General features: G+C 41.4%; 17 protein-coding genes. 12 read left to right on the forward strand and 5 right to left on the reverse strand.

What is annotated here, in order from left to right:
- Positions 1-57: 57 nt before the first annotated feature.
- Complete coding sequence (locus PSH48_RS14160) at positions 58-759, forward strand: spermidine synthase (protein WP_273611781.1); 702 nt, start codon at positions 58-60, stop codon at positions 757-759.
- On the opposite strand, the gene dtd is transcribed toward PSH48_RS14160, so the two are convergent.
- Positions 756-1,193, reverse strand: coding sequence for a D-aminoacyl-tRNA deacylase (dtd, locus tag PSH48_RS14165; RefSeq protein WP_096040994.1), 438 nt, complete (start codon positions 1,191-1,193; stop codon positions 756-758). The two genes, PSH48_RS14160 and dtd, sit on opposite strands and share 4 nt — an antisense overlap.
- The gene (locus PSH48_RS14170) at positions 1,194-2,096 is read right to left on the reverse strand and encodes a virulence factor BrkB family protein (protein ID WP_273611782.1); all 903 of its coding nucleotides are present in this window, start codon (positions 2,094-2,096) and stop codon (positions 1,194-1,196) included. It abuts the gene before it with no gap.
- An 85-nt stretch (positions 2,097-2,181) separates the two neighbouring features.
- Between PSH48_RS14170 and PSH48_RS14175 the strand changes: the two genes are divergently transcribed.
- The 3 genes from PSH48_RS14175 (at position 2,182) to PSH48_RS14185 (ending at position 4,858) form a co-directional block, all read left to right on the forward strand.
- Positions 2,182-2,838 (forward strand): DUF2959 domain-containing protein, encoded by a 657-nt coding sequence (locus PSH48_RS14175; RefSeq protein ID WP_004588426.1) that lies wholly within the window; start codon positions 2,182-2,184, stop codon positions 2,836-2,838.
- Positions 2,839-2,968: 130 nt separating this feature from the next.
- A complete protein-coding gene (locus PSH48_RS14180; RefSeq protein WP_273611783.1) occupies positions 2,969-4,060 on the forward strand; it encodes an MBL fold metallo-hydrolase in 1,092 nt (363 codons plus the stop codon).
- Positions 4,061-4,123: 63 nt separating this feature from the next.
- Positions 4,124-4,858, forward strand: coding sequence for a CBM9 family sugar-binding protein (locus PSH48_RS14185; RefSeq protein WP_024032000.1), 735 nt, complete (start codon positions 4,124-4,126; stop codon positions 4,856-4,858).
- Between the two features lie 812 nt (positions 4,859-5,670).
- Here the strand turns inward: PSH48_RS14185 and typA are convergent.
- Positions 5,671-7,494 carry a translational GTPase TypA gene (gene typA, locus PSH48_RS14190; RefSeq protein WP_004589455.1) on the reverse strand — a complete coding sequence of 608 codons (1,824 nt, stop codon included), beginning with the start codon at positions 7,492-7,494 and terminating at the stop codon, positions 5,671-5,673.
- A gap of 507 nt (positions 7,495-8,001) precedes the next feature.
- On the opposite strand from typA, the gene glnA reads away from it, so the two are divergent.
- The 5 genes from glnA to PSH48_RS14215 all read left to right on the forward strand — a co-directional run bounded on the left by glnA (position 8,002) and on the right by PSH48_RS14215 (position 13,101).
- A complete protein-coding gene (gene glnA / locus PSH48_RS14195) occupies positions 8,002-9,408 on the forward strand; it encodes a glutamate--ammonia ligase (RefSeq protein ID WP_024031998.1) in 1,407 nt (468 codons plus the stop codon).
- Positions 9,409-9,540: 132 nt separating this feature from the next.
- Positions 9,541-10,053, forward strand: coding sequence for a DUF4124 domain-containing protein (locus PSH48_RS14200; protein WP_024031997.1), 513 nt, complete (start codon positions 9,541-9,543; stop codon positions 10,051-10,053).
- A gap of 89 nt (positions 10,054-10,142) precedes the next feature.
- A complete protein-coding gene (glnL, locus tag PSH48_RS14205) occupies positions 10,143-11,213 on the forward strand; it encodes a nitrogen regulation protein NR(II) (protein WP_273589400.1) in 1,071 nt (356 codons plus the stop codon).
- Between the two features lie 15 nt (positions 11,214-11,228).
- A complete protein-coding gene (glnG, locus tag PSH48_RS14210) occupies positions 11,229-12,614 on the forward strand; it encodes a nitrogen regulation protein NR(I) (protein WP_004589451.1) in 1,386 nt (461 codons plus the stop codon).
- Between the two features lie 28 nt (positions 12,615-12,642).
- Complete coding sequence (locus PSH48_RS14215; RefSeq protein WP_004589450.1) at positions 12,643-13,101, forward strand: cyclic nucleotide-binding domain-containing protein; 459 nt, start codon at positions 12,643-12,645, stop codon at positions 13,099-13,101.
- A gap of 9 nt (positions 13,102-13,110) precedes the next feature.
- Here the strand turns inward: PSH48_RS14215 and PSH48_RS14220 are convergent, their stop codons facing one another.
- A complete protein-coding gene (locus tag PSH48_RS14220; RefSeq protein WP_273611784.1) occupies positions 13,111-13,776 on the reverse strand; it encodes a hypothetical protein in 666 nt (221 codons plus the stop codon).
- 81 nt (positions 13,777-13,857) lie between these two features.
- Positions 13,858-14,160 (reverse strand): hypothetical protein, encoded by a 303-nt coding sequence (locus PSH48_RS14225; protein ID WP_004589447.1) that lies wholly within the window; start codon positions 14,158-14,160, stop codon positions 13,858-13,860.
- Positions 14,161-14,429: 269 nt separating this feature from the next.
- On the opposite strand from PSH48_RS14225, the gene PSH48_RS14230 reads away from it, so the two are divergent.
- The 3 genes from PSH48_RS14230 to acnA all read left to right on the forward strand — a co-directional run bounded on the left by PSH48_RS14230 (position 14,430) and on the right by acnA (position 18,309).
- Positions 14,430-14,813 carry an RNA-binding S4 domain-containing protein gene (locus PSH48_RS14230; RefSeq protein WP_024031994.1) on the forward strand — a complete coding sequence of 128 codons (384 nt, stop codon included), beginning with the start codon at positions 14,430-14,432 and terminating at the stop codon, positions 14,811-14,813.
- 107 nt (positions 14,814-14,920) lie between these two features.
- The gene (locus tag PSH48_RS14235) at positions 14,921-15,349 is read left to right on the forward strand and encodes a hypothetical protein (RefSeq protein WP_273611785.1); all 429 of its coding nucleotides are present in this window, start codon (positions 14,921-14,923) and stop codon (positions 15,347-15,349) included.
- Positions 15,350-15,567: 218 nt separating this feature from the next.
- The gene (acnA, locus tag PSH48_RS14240) at positions 15,568-18,309 is read left to right on the forward strand and encodes an aconitate hydratase AcnA (RefSeq protein ID WP_273611786.1); all 2,742 of its coding nucleotides are present in this window, start codon (positions 15,568-15,570) and stop codon (positions 18,307-18,309) included.
- The last annotated feature ends 86 nt before the right edge of the window (positions 18,310-18,395 follow it).

Consider the following 18,395-nt stretch of genomic DNA (forward strand, 5'->3'; position numbering starts at 1 on the left):
AATCGCCCCTAGATTGAACAAACTTTAATCCTGAAAGGTCAACAGGCCCTTAATGTTATGAGCGATTTTATAAACCCTTTAACGGGTGTAGTGAGTAGCCACTTTATTAGTCACAGTCAAGATATTGGGCAACTAGTTTACTGGCATAAATATGCAGGCGATCACATACAGGTTCGCCAATTCGGGCAGCTTCGCTGGCTGCTAATTAACGATACATTGCAATCGGTGATAGAGCTTAACAATCCACAGCGCTTACTATTTCCACATTTAACCTATTTAGCTAAGCAGTGGCAAACCTTAGCACCGCCAAATCATGTGTTAGAACTTGGTCTTGGCGGTGGCGCTATACGTAATTACTTACAATACACTTACCCGCAGGCACACGTAACATCAGTTGAAAAAAATGCAGATATAATTGCCTGCTATACAGACTTTTTCGCTGTTAAAAACCAAAGTGACGTGCAGTGTGATGATGCGCAAAATGTACTTAGCAAAGCACATAACAATGACTGGATTATTCTTGATTTATTTAGCCAGATAGATGCACCACGATTTTTGTTTGAACGCGCTTTTTATCAAAAAATATACGATGCGCTAAACGCAGGTGGCACGTTATTTATTAACTTTTTATCGCAACATGAGTCGCAGTTAATTCAGTTACAGCAATTACTATTTAATGTGTTTGGCGTAAAAGTAAGCCCGCATAAAATTGCGGGCTTTGTGAATCATATTATTATTGTTACTAAAGCTGGTAATTAAACCGATAAGTTAAACGTAACAGGCCCATCGTTACACAAGCTCACTTGCATATCGGCGCCAAACTCTCCCGTTGCCACACTAATACCTTGCGCTTTAGCTTGAGTTACAAAATACTCGTAAAGCGCGTTAGCTTGGCTAGGTGTGGCTGCCGATGAAAAGCTTGGCCGCATGCCTTTTTTAGTATCAGCCGCTAATGTAAATTGCGACACCACGAGTAACTCACCGCCTATATCTTTTAGGCTTAAGTTCATTTTGTCGTTTTCATCGGTAAATATTCGGTAATTACTTACCTTATGCAATAGTTTGTCGGCGGTTTGCTCATCATCTGGTTTTTCAACACCGAGTAACAATAATATACCTTGGCCAATTTCACCTATAACTTGGTTATCAACTTCTACTTTGGCACTTTTTACACGTTGTATTAAGCCCTGCATTTAACTGCGTTCCTCTGTTTTTAGTTCTTCATCAATATCTATTTCTGGTGTTTGTGGTACATGATTAGGGCTTATACAGGCGGTAAATTCGGCCCCTAATAACACCACCACCCACGACAAATACACCCACACAAATAAAATAGGAATAGTCGCAACAGCGCCATAAATTACTTCGTACGAAGGAAAATGGCTAATATAAAGCGCAAAGCCTTTTTTAGTCAGCTCAAATAATACTGCCGCAAAAAGAGCCCCAGGTAGCGCAGCCCGAATAGATACAGACGTGTTAGGCACTAAAGTGTATAACATTAAAAAGCCAATCATCGAAAAGCCATAAGGCACCAGCTTTAACAAAAAGCCACTAAACCCAGGAATGCCCTGATCGGCAAACGACACTAACGAAACAATATACGATGTAACACCAATACTTGCGCCCAGAAGTACGGGGCCTAAGCTCAATACCATCCAATAAACCGCAAAAGAGATCATCATGGGGCGTTTTTTCTTAATACGCCAAATACGATTAAGCGTGGCATCAACATTACGTATAAGCAGCAGTGCAATCGCCGCTAAAAAGCCAATACCCACGGCGGTCATTTGGTTCGCATTGCCAGCAAAGGAGCTTATATGCTCTTTAATCACATCAGATGAGGTAGGTACAAAGTTAGTAAACAAAAAGCTTTCTATGGCTATACGGGTCGATTCAAACCCCGGGAAGGCCGAAAATATTGCCACGCCTACCGCTATCAAAGGCACTAATGAAAGCAAAGTAACATAGGCAAGGTAGCCTGCATTCACTGTAATTTGATCGTCTATACAGCGGTTAACGTACTGCATCCACCAGCTTGGCTGTTGCCTTAAAAAGGAGATAGCTTGCTGTTTATAAAGGGAGAGCTTATCATTCATACAATTGACTTGTGCTAATCGAATTTTGATTATGATAGCAATCAGCACCATAATTTACAGCACTTACTGGTAAATAGGGATCCAAATGAAAAAACAAACATTACTTAGCGCCTCGGTACTGGCCATTACGCTTACTTTATCGGGCTGTCAGTCGGCCTATTATTCTGCAATGGAAAAAGTAGGTGTACATAAGCGCGACATTCTTATTGACCGTGTAGAAGAAACCAAAGATTCACAAGAAGAGTCGCAAGAAGAATTTCAATCAGCACTTGAGCGCCTAACGACCTTAATTAATTTTGATGGCGGCGAGTTACAAGATGCCTACAATCAACTTAATGACGATTATGAGTCGAGCTTAGCAGCAGCTAATGAAGTATCGAGCAATATTAATAAAGTTGAAGATGTAGCAGAAGCTTTATTTGATGAATGGAGCGATGAGCTTGAGCAATACAAAAGCGCGTCGCTTAAACGCGAAAGCAGTAAAAAGCTAGCGGCTACACAACGCCAATTTAGCCAGTTACTACGCTCTATGCGCAGTGCAGAGAGCAAAATGGAGCCAGTGCTATCGTCTTTACAAGATAACGTACTGTACTTAAAGCATAACTTAAACGCACAGGCGGTTGCCGCTATTAAAGGCGAATTCACTAATTTAAAGCGTGATATTCAAGTGCTGATGAACGACATGAATAAATCAATTGCCGATTCAAACAAGTTTATAGAGCAAATGAATAGCGCTGGCTAATCAATTAAAATCTGCCTAACAAAGCCTGCATATTGCAGGCTTTTTTGTTGTTACGTTTTGTTACCTTTGAACTATTTGTTAATCTTTTGATGTTGTTATACTTTTATAAAAATAATAATAGATAACAACAATGAAACTAAAAACCACCAGCCTTGTATTTATTTGTGGATTGCTTAGCGCTTGCGAAACCGCTAATCGCATTGAGGTGATTGCAGGGGAAAACACGCTTACCCCGCAGCATCAAACAGGGGAGCGAAAAGGACGCTTTTATAACCTCTACCCTGGCAAAAAAACCTACCCCACCACCTGCGAAACCGGCTGCTACCCGCCAAGCCCTAAATTACAATGCAAACAAGACGCTGAAGATTGCCAATTTATTGCTGAGCAAAAGCCAATTAATTTAAATACGGGCTTTACCGTGCGCTGGCTAGGACACGCTGGGTTTATGATCCGCACACCTAACGGACAGCACGTGCTATTTGATCCTGTAAAAGAGCAGTTCGACTCACCTGTTGATTTAGCCTTTAGGTTAGCCTCAGGGTTTTACAGGCAACCCGGCGATTGGCTTACACAAACCGAGCTTAAAAACTTAAGTGCGGTGATGTACTCGCATATTCATTACGATCACTTTAATAAAGCCGATATAGAAGAGCTTGGTAATCAACCTCGCTACTTAACGCCATTAGGTATGGCCGACAACTTCCCTACTGGTGGCTATAACATTAGCGAAATGGCCTGGTATGCAAAAACACAGCTTGATGATTTAACGATTCATGCCCTACCAGCGCACCACTTTAGTAGCCGTGTATTGGTACCCTTTATTTACGAAGATAACGATAAAGACCTATGGAATGGCTGGTTGCTTGAGCAAAACGGCAGTACCGTGTTTTTTGCAGGCGATACCGGCTACTCAAAACACTTTAAAGACATTCAGCAAAAGTATGGCGATATAGACATATGCCTACTGCCCATAGCCTCGTATTACAGTGAAGACAGCCCTACTTGGTATCGTTATGTGCACACCACACCAGAGGATGCTGTAAATGCAGCTAGCGATCTTAACTGTAAAGTAATGATACCGTGGGGCTATGGTAACTCAAGCTGGAAAATGGGCGACCGGACAAGCCATTCAGCACTGTTAAGGTTGCTACATATGCACAATAAAATGGCTTCAACCACACCTTTATATATTTTAAACGAAGGCGAAAGTATTTCACTGTAACTCATTGCTGAACTGTTTTAGGATGATTGTAATATCTAAATACATATTAACATTGAGAAATTAATGAAAAAACACGCATTAGCTTTAAGCTGTTTATTAAGCGCCCCAGTAATGGCCATTGATGTAGCGCACACATCGACCCCTATTACTATTGATGGCGTATCTGAAAGCGCATGGGATAAAGCAACGTGGCATGATATGCCGCATTTAATGGATGGCACCTTGCCCTCATCAGATGCCGACTTTAAAGGCCGCTACCGCCTGCTGTGGGATAAAAACTACCTGTATTTACAAGCTGATATAACTGACGATGTACTTATTGATACGCACCCAGACCCGACCGTAAAATATTGGGATGACGATGCGCTGGAAATTTTTATCGATAGCGACGCGTCAGGTGGTATTCACCAGTTTAACCATACCGCGTTGGCATATCATATTGGCCTTGATAACCAAGCCGCCGATTACGGCCCCGATAAAAAAGCCCATTTATACACCGACCACTTAACAAGTAACTGGAAGCGTAATACCCAAGCCCCTTATAACATCACCTGGGAAGTTGCTATAAAGCTCTACCCTAACGATTACCAAGAAGGCGCTGTAAACACGCCCATCACGCTTAATGAAAAACAAGTCATTGGTTTTATGCTCGCGTATTGCGATAACGATGGCAGCGAAGTACGCGAGCACTTTATGGGCTCTCACGAAGTACAGCCAGTCAATGGCGACAGAAACCGCGGTTTTATAGACGCAGATGTCTTTGGCAAAATTACCCTGCTGCCAAAAAGTAACCACTAATAAATAGTTGAGAAGTAGGTTGGGTTGAGCGTAGCGAAACCCAACGAAAAAATACCCTACCAACAATGACAGATGCTTTGCGTTATCGAGTGATTAAGCTTTGACTCTTTTACTTCTCTTTGTGCAAATATTTTTTAAGTGAATTATTCACAAAGAGGATAAGAGGCGCTGCGCTTTTAGAGATAAATACATTGCGGCAGTTTCACTATAGAACGAACTATAAACACAGACGTATTTGGAAAAGCCACTCTACTGCCAAAAAGTAACCACTAATAAATAGTTGAGATGTAGGTTGGGTTGAGCGTAGCGAAACCCAACGAAAAAATACCCTACCAACAATGACAGATGCTTTGCATTATCGATTGATTAAGATCTGACTCTTTTACTTCTCATTCCCTTCTCCTTGTGCAAATATTTTTTAAGTGAATTATTCACAAAGAGGATAAGAGGCGCTGCGCTTTTAGAGATAAACACATTGTGGCAGTTTCACTATAGAACGAACTATAAACACTCACGTATTTGGAAAAACCACTCAACCGCCAAAGAGTAACTACTAATAAATAGTTGAGAAGTAGTTTGGGTTGAGCGCAGCGAAACCCAACGAAAAAACACTCTACCAATACGCACTACAACTATGCATTGTTGCAGGTTTATATAGCCTACTAACTTTCAGCTTAAACCAGCCTATTTAGCTGCGCCGTTCTAAACTGACCGCTGATAACTTATAGCTGACAACTCTTGTTTTAACCCACAAAAAAGCCGCTGTATTTTGCAATACAGCGGCTTTTAAACCATTACTCTAAATTAATAGATTATGATTTTGGAGCACGACCCGCACGCTTACGCTCACTTTCAGTTAAGTGACGCTTACGAATACGAATGTTCTCAGGTGTTACTTCTACTAACTCGTCATCATCGATGAACTCAAGCGCTTGCTCTAGTGTGTAGTTCAATGGTGGCGTCAATGTTTGTGCTTCATCTGTACCAGATGCACGAACGTTAGTAAGTTGCTTACCTTTAAGGGCGTTAACTGTAAGGTCGTTATCGCGGCTATGAATACCGATAACCATACCTTCGTAAACTTCAACACCGTGACCGATGAATAATTTACCACGCTCTTGTAAGTTAAATAATGCGTTAGTAAGTGCTTTACCTGTAGCATTTGCAATCATTACGCCGTTCTTACGAACACCTAGCTCGCCACCTTTGTGCGGACCGTAGTGATCGAATGTATGGTAAAGTAAACCAGAACCTGAAGTTAACGTCATGAACTCAGTTTGGAAACCGATTAAGCCACGGCTTGGGATCATAAAGTCTAAACGCATACGGCCCTTACCATCTGGTGCCATATCAGTAAGTTCACCTTTACGAAGACCAATTTGCTCCATGATAGAACCTTGATGCTCTTCTTCACAGTCAATTGTTAGTGTTTCATACGGTTCTTCTAATACGCCATCAACAGTACGCAAGATTACTTCTGGACGAGATACAGCTAGCTCATAACCTTCACGACGCATGTTTTCGATTAAGATACCAAGGTGTAATTCACCACGGCCCGATACGCGGAAGCTATCTGGGTTGTCAGTATCAGCAACACGAAGTGCAACGTTATGTACTAATTCTTTGTCTAAACGCTCACGAATATTACGTGATGTTACAAACTTACCTTCTTTACCACAGAAAGGAGAGTTATTTACTGAGAACGTCATTGTTACTGTTGGCTCATCAACACTTAGTGGTGGTAATGCTTCAACGTTGTTAGGACAACAAACAGTATCTGAAATCTTAAGCTCGCCAAGACCTGTTACCGTTACAATGTTACCAGCGTAAGCTTTATCTGTTTCGATACGCTCAAGACCTAAGTAGCTTTGTACTGAACCAATTTTGCCGTTACGCGTAGAGCCATCAGCACTAACAATCGTTACTTGCTGGTTAGGCACAACAGAACCACGTTTGATACGGCCGATACCGATTACACCTTTATAAGAGTTGTAATCAAGCTGAGAAATCTGCATTTGGAAGTCACCTTCAGGATCTGCATCCGGTGGTGATACTTCGTCAACGATCATTTGGAACATAGGTTCCATGTTATCAGAAGGCTCGTCTAAATCTAGTGTAGCCCAACCGTTGATTGCTGAAGCGTAGATTACTTTAAAGTCTAGCTGTTCGTCAGTTGCACCAAGGTTGTCGAATAAATCAAAGATTTGATCCATAACCCAATCAGGACGTGCACCTGGCTTGTCGATTTTGTTGATAACAACAATTGGCTTTAAGCCTTGCGCGAATGCTTTTTGCGTTACGAAACGCGTTTGCGGCATTGGACCTTCTTGAGCATCAACAAGTAATAATACTGAGTCAGCCATCGAAAGTACGCGTTCAACTTCACCACCAAAATCGGCGTGTCCCGGGGTATCTACGATATTGATATGGTAGTCTTTCCAAGAAATGGCTGTGTTTTTAGCCAAAATGGTAATACCACGTTCTTTCTCAATGTCGTTTGAGTCCATCACACGCTCTTCGTTACCGCCGCGTGTTTCTAATGTACCTGATTGCTCAAGTAGTTTGTCAACCAATGTCGTTTTACCGTGGTCAACGTGCGCGATAATCGCTATATTTCTTAACTGTTCGATGCTCATATTTTTACTCAGAGAAGTTTATTCTCATTGATCCTGCAAGATCTACGCACTCATCTGCGTTTTCACCAGATGTCCCAGCATAGGATTTAAAAGGGCGCATATTATCCCTCATTAATGACATGGATGAAAGTTTATCCAATACAATTTTAAAAACTTTCTTAATACTTTTACTAAGTATCTGTTTTTTATATGACAATTATATGAAATAAATTTCGACAAATTACATAAATTGTCGTTTTTTAGCTAATTTGTTGATTGCTTTGGCACTATTTACTATTTAAGTTAAGCTGATTTAGGTGATTAAAATACGTGCAGAATCGAGCGTGAAATTTTTGCACCAATGTGGATATTTTACGCACCACAAAAGTGCAAAGCCCGTGACCACTTTTGTGCAACCATAATTTTTAACTTAATAAACAGCAAGTTAAAATAATGGCATAAAATCGGCTTACTAAAAAACCAAAGCATTTAATGCAGCAATAATAAAACCCAACAGTTGGAGGACACATGTCACAATCGGTTTTAGATTTTATTAAAGAAAATGACGTTAAGTTCATTGATTTACGCTTTACTGATACTAGAGGTAAAGAACAACATGTTTCTATTCCTCATCACCAAGTAGATGAAGATTTTTTTGAAGACGGCAAAATGTTCGACGGCTCTTCAATTGCAGGTTGGAAAGGCATTAACGAATCAGACATGGTACTTATGCCAGTAGCTGATTCAGTAAAATTAGACCCATTCACAGAAGAAGCTACGCTAATCGTACGTTGTGATGTTGTAGAGCCATCTACACTACAAGGTTACGAGCGTGACCCTCGTTCAGTTGCTAAACGCGCTGAAGAGTACATGAAATCTACCGGTATCGCAGATACAGTTTTATTTGGCCCTGAGCCAGAATTCTTCCTATTTGATGATGTTAAATACAAGTCAGATATGTCAGGTTCTATGTACAAAATTGATGCTGTTGAAGCAGCATGGAACTCAGATAAAGACTACGAAGGTGGTAACACAGGTCATCGCCCAGGTGTTAAAGGTGGTTACTTCCCATGTTCACCAGTTGACTCTTCACAAGATTGGCGTTCAGCTACTTGTTTAGTACTTGAAGAACTAGGCCAAGTAGTAGAAGCGCATCACCACGAAGTTGCAACAGCGGGTCAAAACGAAATCGCAACTCGCTTTAATACAATGGTATTAAAAGCGGATGAAATCCAAGAGATGAAATATGTTATTCATAACATGGCTCACCTTTACGGAAAAACGGCCACATTTATGCCTAAGCCTGTTGTAGGCGATAACGGTTCTGGTATGCACTGTCACCAATCTTTAGCAAAAGACGGTGTTAACCTTTTTGCTGGTGATAAGTACGGTGGTCTTTCTGAAGATGCACTTTACTACATTGGCGGTATTATTAAGCACGCTAAAGCAATCAATGCGTTTGCAAATGCCTCAACTAACTCGTACAAACGTTTAGTACCAGGTTTTGAAGCACCGGTAATGCTTGCATACTCTGCACGTAACCGTTCTGCATCAATCCGTATTCCAGTTGTACCATCTGAAAAAGGTCGTCGTATCGAAGTACGCTTCCCAGATCCAACTGCTAACCCATACCTTGCTTTCTCTGCAATGCTTATGGCTGGCCTTGACGGTATCAAAAACAAGATCCACCCTGGCGATGCTATGGACAAGGATTTATACGACCTACCAGCAGAAGAAGCAGCAGAAATTCCACAAGTTGCATCTTCTCTAGATGAAGCGCTAGAAGCACTTAGTGCTGACCGTGAATTCTTAACGCAAGGTGGCGTATTCACTGATGATTTAATCGATGCATACATTGCACTTAAATCTCAAGAAGTTGAAAAACTTAACATGACAACTCACCCAGTTGAGTTTGAAATGTACTACAGCGTTTAATACGCCGTAGACAAAATTATCGATAAGATAATAAATGTGTGTTCTCAAGCCCGCTTAGCGGGCTTTTTTTTATGGTAAATTAGGGTTATCTCCACTAAAGTTATGTAATTACAAAATATGCAGGGTAGCAATGTGAATTACAGGATATTATTACTATTTTTTGCTTTAGGATTAAGCATTTATAGTTATGCAGGCAATAAGAAAATTTATGCTTGGAAAGATAAAAATGGTGTTTTAGTGTTCTCAGATACACCACGTAGTGGCGCGCACGAAATAAAACTAAGCAGCCAAGATCTTACCCTGTCTGAGACCGATAAACACACCCCTGGTTCACCACAACCAACGCACCCTAACCGTTTTCAAATTATGATATCGTCGCCTACACATAACCAAACCGTACGCGAAAACACCGGCTCGGTGTACGTAACAAGCCGCATAACGCCGCGTTTTGAAGCTGGCTTTACCATACAGCTATTTTTAAACGGTAACGCTTATGGGCCCGCAAGCGATTTATCAACGTTTGCCATACGGGATGTAGAAAACGGAGCTCATACTTTGTATCTCAAACTTTATAATAAACAAAATCAAGCCATTGCTATCAGTCAGCCCAGTACCTTTGTGATGCAAAGAAAGGCTGTAAACTAAGTACAATGTCTCATGAAGCAAAATTAGCGCAGCAGTATTTACTGATTAAAACTTGCTTGCAAATATTAACGCACTAAAGTGGTGCAAAGATGTCAAACGAACAAAACTTTAGCCCTGAACTTCTCAATGCCATTTGGCAAAATCAAACTACATCGGTCATGTTACTTGATAAAAATTTTACCCTTGTTTATGCCAACACCAGCACCAGCGAACTACTCGGCTTGGGTAAAAAGCGCATTATTGGGCAAACCTTTAACAGCTTATTTAATTACCATTCTGTGGATTTAGAGCGCATAGCCCAGTACTCACTTGTTGATGGTGTAGATTGCAGCCAGCACAGAGCTGACGTGGTCTTTATAGATTCTCGCCATGCAAAAATAGCCATTACATCGCGCCAAGTTAAGTTTAAAAACGAACGCTATATTTTACTTGAGTGTCGTAAAACCGATGAAGAAATAAAACACGACAAAGCCTCTAACCAAATGCATCAATATCAAGCTGCACGAAATTTAATTAGAGGGCTTGCTCACGAAATTAAAAATCCTTTAGGGGGAATACGCGGAGCGGCGCAGTTATTGCAGTATGAGGTAGATCAACAAGAAAGGGACGAATGCGCTGAGCTTATAATTGAGCAAGCCGACCGATTACGCGAATTAGTTGATAGGCTACTTGGGCCAAATCAGCTTCCGCAAAAGTCGTATGGCAATATTCACCAAACACTTGAGTCGGTTGTTAAATTAAGCACATTAGATAATTGTAAAAATATTAGTCTAGTTAAAGATTACGACCCAAGTATCCCTGATGTGTTTATTGACCAAGGCAAGGTTCAGCAAGTTGTACTTAATATTGTACGCAATGCTCAACAGGCGTTAGTTGATGGCGGTGAAATAAAAATAAAAACCCGCATTAATCATCAGTATCGCCGCCCCGGAAAAGCCCCTAAAAAAGCCTTGTTGATCCAGGTTTCTGATAATGGACCAGGCATAGACCCTAGCGTTCGCGAAACATTGTTTTACCCGATGATCACCAACAAAGAAGGTGGCTCAGGGCTAGGGCTTTCAATCGCACAAACGCTCATAGATCAGCACGACGGTTATATAGACTGTGATAGCTGGCCTGGCCATACTGAATTTAATATCTATCTGCCTTTTGCAGATTAATGTTTTGGAGTTGGCATGAAAACAGTTTGGCTTGTAGATGATGACGCATCAATTCGCTTTGTATTAGAAAAAGCGCTGACACGCGCAGGGTTTGAAGCAGAAAGCTTTGCAAATGCGCAAGACGTGTTAAGCGCGCTAAAATTTAGCCAGCCAACCGTGTTGGTATCTGACGTACGGATGCCAGGGATGGACGGCATGGCATTGCTTGAACTCATAGCAGAGCAAAACCCAGGGTTGCCGGTTATTATAATGACCGCCCACTCAGATTTAGACTCAGCGGTTAACGCATTTCAAAAAGGCGCGTTTGAGTACTTAGCCAAGCCATTTGATTTAAACGAAGCCGTGGCATTAATAGAAAGTGCCTGTAGAGCAAACTCAACTAAAAAAACTAAGCGTAAACAAGTTCCGCCTAAAAGTGCCCATATTATTGGCGAAGCCCCTGCGATGCAGGAAGTGTTTAGAGCGATAGGTAAATTGTCGGCTTCAAGTATGAGCGTATTAATTAATGGTGAGTCAGGCACAGGTAAAGAGCTTGTAGCCAGTGCCTTACATAACCACAGCCCACGTAAAGAAAACCAGTTTATTGCATTAAACATGGCCGCTATTCCAAAAGAGCTTGTGGAGTCTGAGCTATTTGGCCACGAAAAAGGCGCATTTACTGGTGCCGATAGCGTTCGTAAAGGCCGCTTTGAACAAGCCAATGGCGGCACACTGTTTTTAGATGAAATTGGCGATATGCCACTGGATGTGCAAACACGTTTATTACGTGTACTCGCCGATGGTGAATTTTACCGTGTGGGCGGGCACCAAAGTATTAAAGTTGATGTACGCATTATTGCTGCAACGCATCAAAATTTAGAAGATTTAGTAAAACAGGGTAAATTTAGGGACGATTTATTTCATCGTTTAAACGTTGTGCGCCTTCGTTTACCGGCTCTTAGAGAAAGAACTGAAGACATTGAACGCCTAGCGCAGCACTTTTTACACAAAAGCGCAAAAGACCTGCAAGTAGAAAGTAAAGTGCTAAGCCCAAAAGCCACAGAGCAGCTTAGGCTATTTAGCTGGCCTGGTAATGTTCGCCAACTCGAAAACACCTGTCGCTGGTTGACCGTTATGGCCCCTGGTGAATTAGTAAGTGAGCAAGACCTACCACCAGAGATCATTGATGCAGCGCCTGTTCAACAAGAAGGTGATTGGCTCGATGCGTTTCAGCAATGGCTCAATCAAGAGCTTAAGCAAGGTAAAGAAAACATTTGGCCTGATATTCAAGCTCAGCTTGAAACTCGCCTTATAAAAACAGCACTGGCTAATTGCTCTGGCCATAAACAAGATGCAGCCATAAAAATTGGCTGGGGGCGCAACACGTTGACCCGCAAATTAAAAGAGCGCAATATTAGCTAGTTTCTAACCGTTACTCGTTGGCCCTAGGATGAAATTAATAGAACACATTCCATTATTTAAACAAATGGAAATAGTGAATAGATTGCACTTTTTTAAAGACTTCACCCTTGCTGAACGCCAAGTGCTACTAGAGTCGTTTGGGTTATTGTATTTAGTTAACCAGCATCAGTTTTTATTTAAACAATACGATAACGACAAACGCTTATACATTGTATTAAGTGGTGCGTTACTTGTTTTTAAACATAACCACTTGCTGGAGCTTGGCACTATAGAGCCCGGTGAGTTTATTGGTGAAGGCGCATTTATTAATAACCGCGAGCGCAGTACGAGCGCTCGCGCTAAAACCGACACCATAGTACTTGCCATTACCCCAGAGGCACTTACTCGCTTGCCTAATGTAATACGCGAAAAAATTAAAGATAGAATCATAGAAGGTATGAGCCTGCGTATTGCAAAGCTGAGTGAGCACATAGAAACCCACGGTTAACTCTATCCCTCAGTCCATATAAACAATTTGTAGTGAGCAATCAAGCCAGTTGGGGTGATTAACATGCGCCGTAAATGTATACGTATCGGATGGCTTGGCGCCAAAGGGCGTCGCTACAAGCGGCTGTGAGTGGCTATATGTTTGCGAGTAGGTTTTATAATAAATAACAACATAACCATATAAAAACTCCCAACCTAACCTTACAACAGCGCCACTGGGTAAGGTAAAGTCAACGTGTTCATTTGAAAATCTAACCGCTAAATCATTGTACTTGTCTTCGCTGCATTGGGTTGTTCGTAACTTTTTAGGCATAACAAAGGTTGGCCCCGCCACTGCATTTTTTAGATAAAAGCCTATATTGCCATCGCCATAAAAATGATTTGATCGCGTTGTATAGTTAACTTGTGGCTCATACCCGAGCGCTTGCATTATGGACGCAAGTCGTTCTGTCTCTTTGGAATAAATTTTATCGCTTGATAAGAGTAATGTAGCCTCACCAAAGGTAGGTGGGATTTTTAGCTCAACATATTCATAAGGAAGCGATTGTGCTTTTAGCGCAGCATCGAGCTGCTTGCGCTGCTCATCTTGCAAGTTTTCACTAAAAACATAAACGGTAGGTTGTTGGCACGCAGTTAATAATAGTGCCCACATACAGATTAAAATGCCATTTTTCATAGTTACCTCCAATGATTACAATTGTAGTCTATTGGAGGAAACTATCTATAGCAACTTAATACTCATGTGCTTAATTAAGTATTATTGTACGTTGGTATAATTTGTTTGGCTGTCTAACCAGGCATCTACACTTTGGCGCGTATATAAAACTTCGTTAAATAAGCGATGACGTTCAAATTCCAGTTTTGATTTTTTAAGTGGATCGCCACTAATTAGCCGACTGTGCGTATCGTTAAACTTAGAAATAACCGAAAAGCCGCGTTCATCTTGCTCTTTTTGTGTTTTTACCGAGTTAGCTAAGTGAGCTCTTACATCATCTGCTGTCAGCATATCTGAATTATCTAAGCCCATTAGCTCTTTTTTCATTGCTAATCTTATGCCCATTTACTGCTCCAATTATATGCAGACCTAAACAATTAAAACGGTGAAATAATTACCATGTTTTAGGTACGATTTTTTATTTGCCAAAGCAATAGCAAATACCACACCAAATTTTTTCTAGAGCATACGCATCAAATGCTGCAGTTTTTTTAAAATTGAAAAAAGTTTTATATTTGTCACTCTTTTTTATCCCACTAGGGCGAGCTTGCTAGGTGCAAAAAACAGTGCAAGCCTTTATACTTGCTGCTTATGCGCCACCAACAGAGATAACCATGTCAGAAGAATACATTGAAATTGAACTTGAAGAAGAACCTATAGAGCTTTGTAAATTACTAAAAGTACTCGATTTAGTAGAAGGTGGCGGCCAAGCTAAAAACCTAATAGCGCAAGGCTATGTTGGGGTTAACCATGAAATATGTACAATAAAACGGAAAAAATTATACAGTGGCGATGTACTTGAATTTGATGGCGAGCTTTTTCAACTCACTTTAAGTGAAGATGCGACTCCTGTAGAGCGCCCAGTGGCAACAACCCAGCCACAGCCAGAAAAAACACCTAATGAAACAGCTCAAAAGCCGGCAAAAAATAAAAGAAAGCGCACTAAAAAGCCAAAGGTTGATGAAAATACAGGGCGCCGCCCTATCTCATTTGGCTAGCCATTAGCGCTTTGTGCCATTTTTATTATATGTATAGGCTAGCTTGAACAGTTAGCCTTTTTGCTCTTTAATTACCTCGTAAAATACAATAAAAACAAGGTAATAATATGACAACCTCAGCCATACCCAATTGGTTTAAACCCGCCCTGTGGGCAGCACTTATCTGGAATTTATTAGGTGTGTTTGCATTTATAATGCACCTTATGATGACCCCCGAGATGATAAGTAAACTTCCGTTAGATCAACAAGCTGCATATTCAAACGTGCCTTTATGGTCTACCATTGCGTTTGCTGTAGCGGTATTTGGTGGCACCCTTGGCTGCATACTACTATTGGCCAAAAATGCATTTGCAACGCCTACCTTTGCGCTATCGTTGGTAGCGATATTTATTCAGCAATTTTATAATTTCATTGTGATAAATAGCATTAAAATGCTGGGGGTAAGCGCGGTGTTTATGCCTATTTTAGTGATTGTTATTGCGTTTTTGCTTTTATATTTAAGCATAAAAAGCAAACAACAAGGTTGGTTGAACTAACCTCCCCCCCTTTTGTAAACTCATTATTTTGCTACTTGAAAAAACAATTTTAGGTAGCACTTCTATACTTAGTACTGTCTAAAAAACATGCATTGCGCTACCTGCTTTTTAGCCTGATTTGTCATATTTATTATCTCTGGTATGCACTTTGCAAACTATTGGCAAATAAACACGTTATTTTATCAAGGACATAATCCTAACTATCAAAGGGGCAAAAAATGAATAGTTTCGACACCCAACAACAATTAACGATTAATGGCGAGCAATACCATATTCACTCACTTAAAGGATTAGGCGACAAAGCAAAGCGATTGCCCTTTTCTCTCAAAGTATTACTAGAAAACCTATTACGCAATGAAGATGGCGTAAATATTAAAGAACAAGATATTCAAGCCCTTCTTGACTGGGACCCTAAAGCAAAGCCCTCAGCTGAGGTGGCCTTTACGCCGGCACGTGTTGTAATGCAAGACTTTACAGGTGTTCCCGCCATTGTTGATTTAGCTGCCATGCGTGATGCAATGGAAAAGCTAGGTGGCGATCCTGCAAAAATAAACCCGCTTTCTCCTGCTGAACTTGTAATTGACCACTCAGTGCAAGTAGATGGCTATGGTGACGACGGTGCGTTTGATTTAAACGCCAAGCTAGAATACGAACGAAATAAAGAACGCTACGAATTTTTACGCTGGGGGCAAACTGCTTTTGATAATTTAAAAGTAGTACCACCAGCTACAGGTATTGTGCACCAAGTAAACTTAGAGTTTTTAGCGCGTGTTGTTTTTAACGACAGTGAAAACGGAAAATCAATAGCCTACCCAGACACCCTTGTAGGGACTGATTCGCACACCACCATGATTAATGGTTTAGGTGTGCTAGGCTGGGGCGTAGGTGGTATTGAAGCCGAAGCAGCCATGCTTGGGCAGCCAATTAGCTTGCTTATTCCTCAGGTAGTGGGCTTTAAATTAAATGGCCGCTTACCCGAGGGCACCACAGCTACCGATTTAGTGCTCACCGTTACCGAAATGCTACGTAATCACGGCGTAGTGGGTAAATTTGTTGAGTTTTATGGTGACGGCCTAGCTGATTTACCGCTAGCCGATAGAGCAACCATTGCCAACATGGCGCCAGAGTACGGTGCAACATGTGGTATTTTCCCAATTGATGATGAAACAATTAACTACCTGCGTTTAACGAACCGCGATGAAGATCATCTCAAACTGATTGAAGACTACGCTAAACACCAAGGCTTATGGCGCCATGAAGGCGACGAAGCGCATTACACAGACACCCTTGAGCTTAAATTAGACGATGTAGTACCTAGCCTTGCAGGTCCTAAACGCCCACAAGACAGAATTACACTTGATAAAGCCGGTGATGTGATAGGCCAGCACCTAAAAGGTTTCCAAGATGAGCGTATGGCTCGTCGTGATAAAAGCGATATTGAAGAAGCGCGCATTGAAAGTGAAGGCCCAACAACCAACCCTGATGAACCGGTAGACGAAGCGCAGTTTATGGGTGCAGCCAAAGTGAAGTTTAAAGGCCAAGAATTTGAACTAAACGATGGCGCCTGTGTTATTGCCGCTATTACAAGCTGTACAAATACCTCTAACCCCAGTGTTATTTTAGCCGCAGGCTTAGTGGCTCAAAAAGCTAAACAGCTGGGTATTAATGTAAAACCGTGGGTTAAAACATCGCTTGCACCCGGTTCGCAAGTGGTAACCGACTACCTTGAAAAAGCAGGCCTAATGGATGACCTAGAAAGCTTAGGCTTTAACTTGGTCGGTTATGGTTGTACCACGTGTATAGGTAACTCAGGCCCGCTAGCAGATGAAATTAGCGAAGCTATTCAAAAGCATAAGCTAGTTGTAAGCTCTATTTTATCGGGTAACCGTAATTTTGAAGGGCGTATACACCAAGACGTTAAAATGAACTTTTTAGCCTCGCCTCCACTTGTGGTAGCGTATGCCATTGCAGGGCGTACAGACATAGATGTATACAACGAACCTTTAGCGCAAGATGAAAACGGTAACGATATTTACCTAAAAAATATTTGGCCAAGCGTGAGCGAAGTCAGCGAACTAGTACAAAAAACGGTAACCAGAGAAATGTTCGAAAAAAGCTATGCCAACGTATACGAAGGCGACAGCCGTTGGCAAAAAATTCAAATTCCTGATGGTAAGCTCTATGATTGGGATGATGGGTCAACTTACATTAAAAAAGCACCATTCTTTGAGGGCATGAGCGTTGAACCACCAGGCGTGCCAACAATTGAAGGGGCGCGTTGTTTAGCTAAACTTGGCGACTCAGTAACCACTGACCATATTTCTCCTGCGGGGGCCATTAAAGCTGAAGCGCCAGCCGGTATTTACTTACAGGAAAAAGGCGTAGAAAAAGCGCAGTTTAACTCGTACGGTTCACGCCGTGGTAACCACGAAGTGATGATGCGAGGCACATTTGCGAACGTTAGGCTTAAAAACTTACTCGCACCAGGTACAGAAGGTGGCGTTACTCGCACCCAACCTGATGACAAGCTTGCCAGCATTTACGATGCCGCAATGGAATATGAAAATAGTAACACACCATTAATTGTGTTAGCTGGTAAAGAATACGGTACCGGTTCATCACGCGACTGGGCAGCAAAAGGCTCGCTTTTATTAGGTGTAAAAGCGGTGGTTGCACAAAGTTATGAGCGTATTCACCGCTCTAACCTTATTGGTATGGGTGTGCTGCCTTTACAGTTTAAAGAAGGTGAGAGCCACGAATCATTAAATTTAACTGGCCAAGAGCAGTTTGATATTGAAGGTTTGTACGACAAAACGAATGAAGTGAGCATTATTGCCACGAATGCTGAGGGCAAAAAAGTCAGCTTTAGCGCCGATGTACGTATAGATACCCCTAAAGAGTGGGATTACTACAAGCACGGCGGTATTCTACAATACGTTTTACGTAACATGCTTGACTAATCATATACTTAAAACTAAAAAGCCTAGCAGTCGCTAGGCTTTTTTATGCACAAAAAAATTAACGAGTATTGCAACTTGATATTGCT

The sequence above is a fragment of the Pseudoalteromonas sp. Angola-4 genome, assembly GCF_028599265.1.
Classification (GTDB): domain Bacteria; phylum Pseudomonadota; class Gammaproteobacteria; order Enterobacterales; family Alteromonadaceae; genus Pseudoalteromonas; species Pseudoalteromonas atlantica.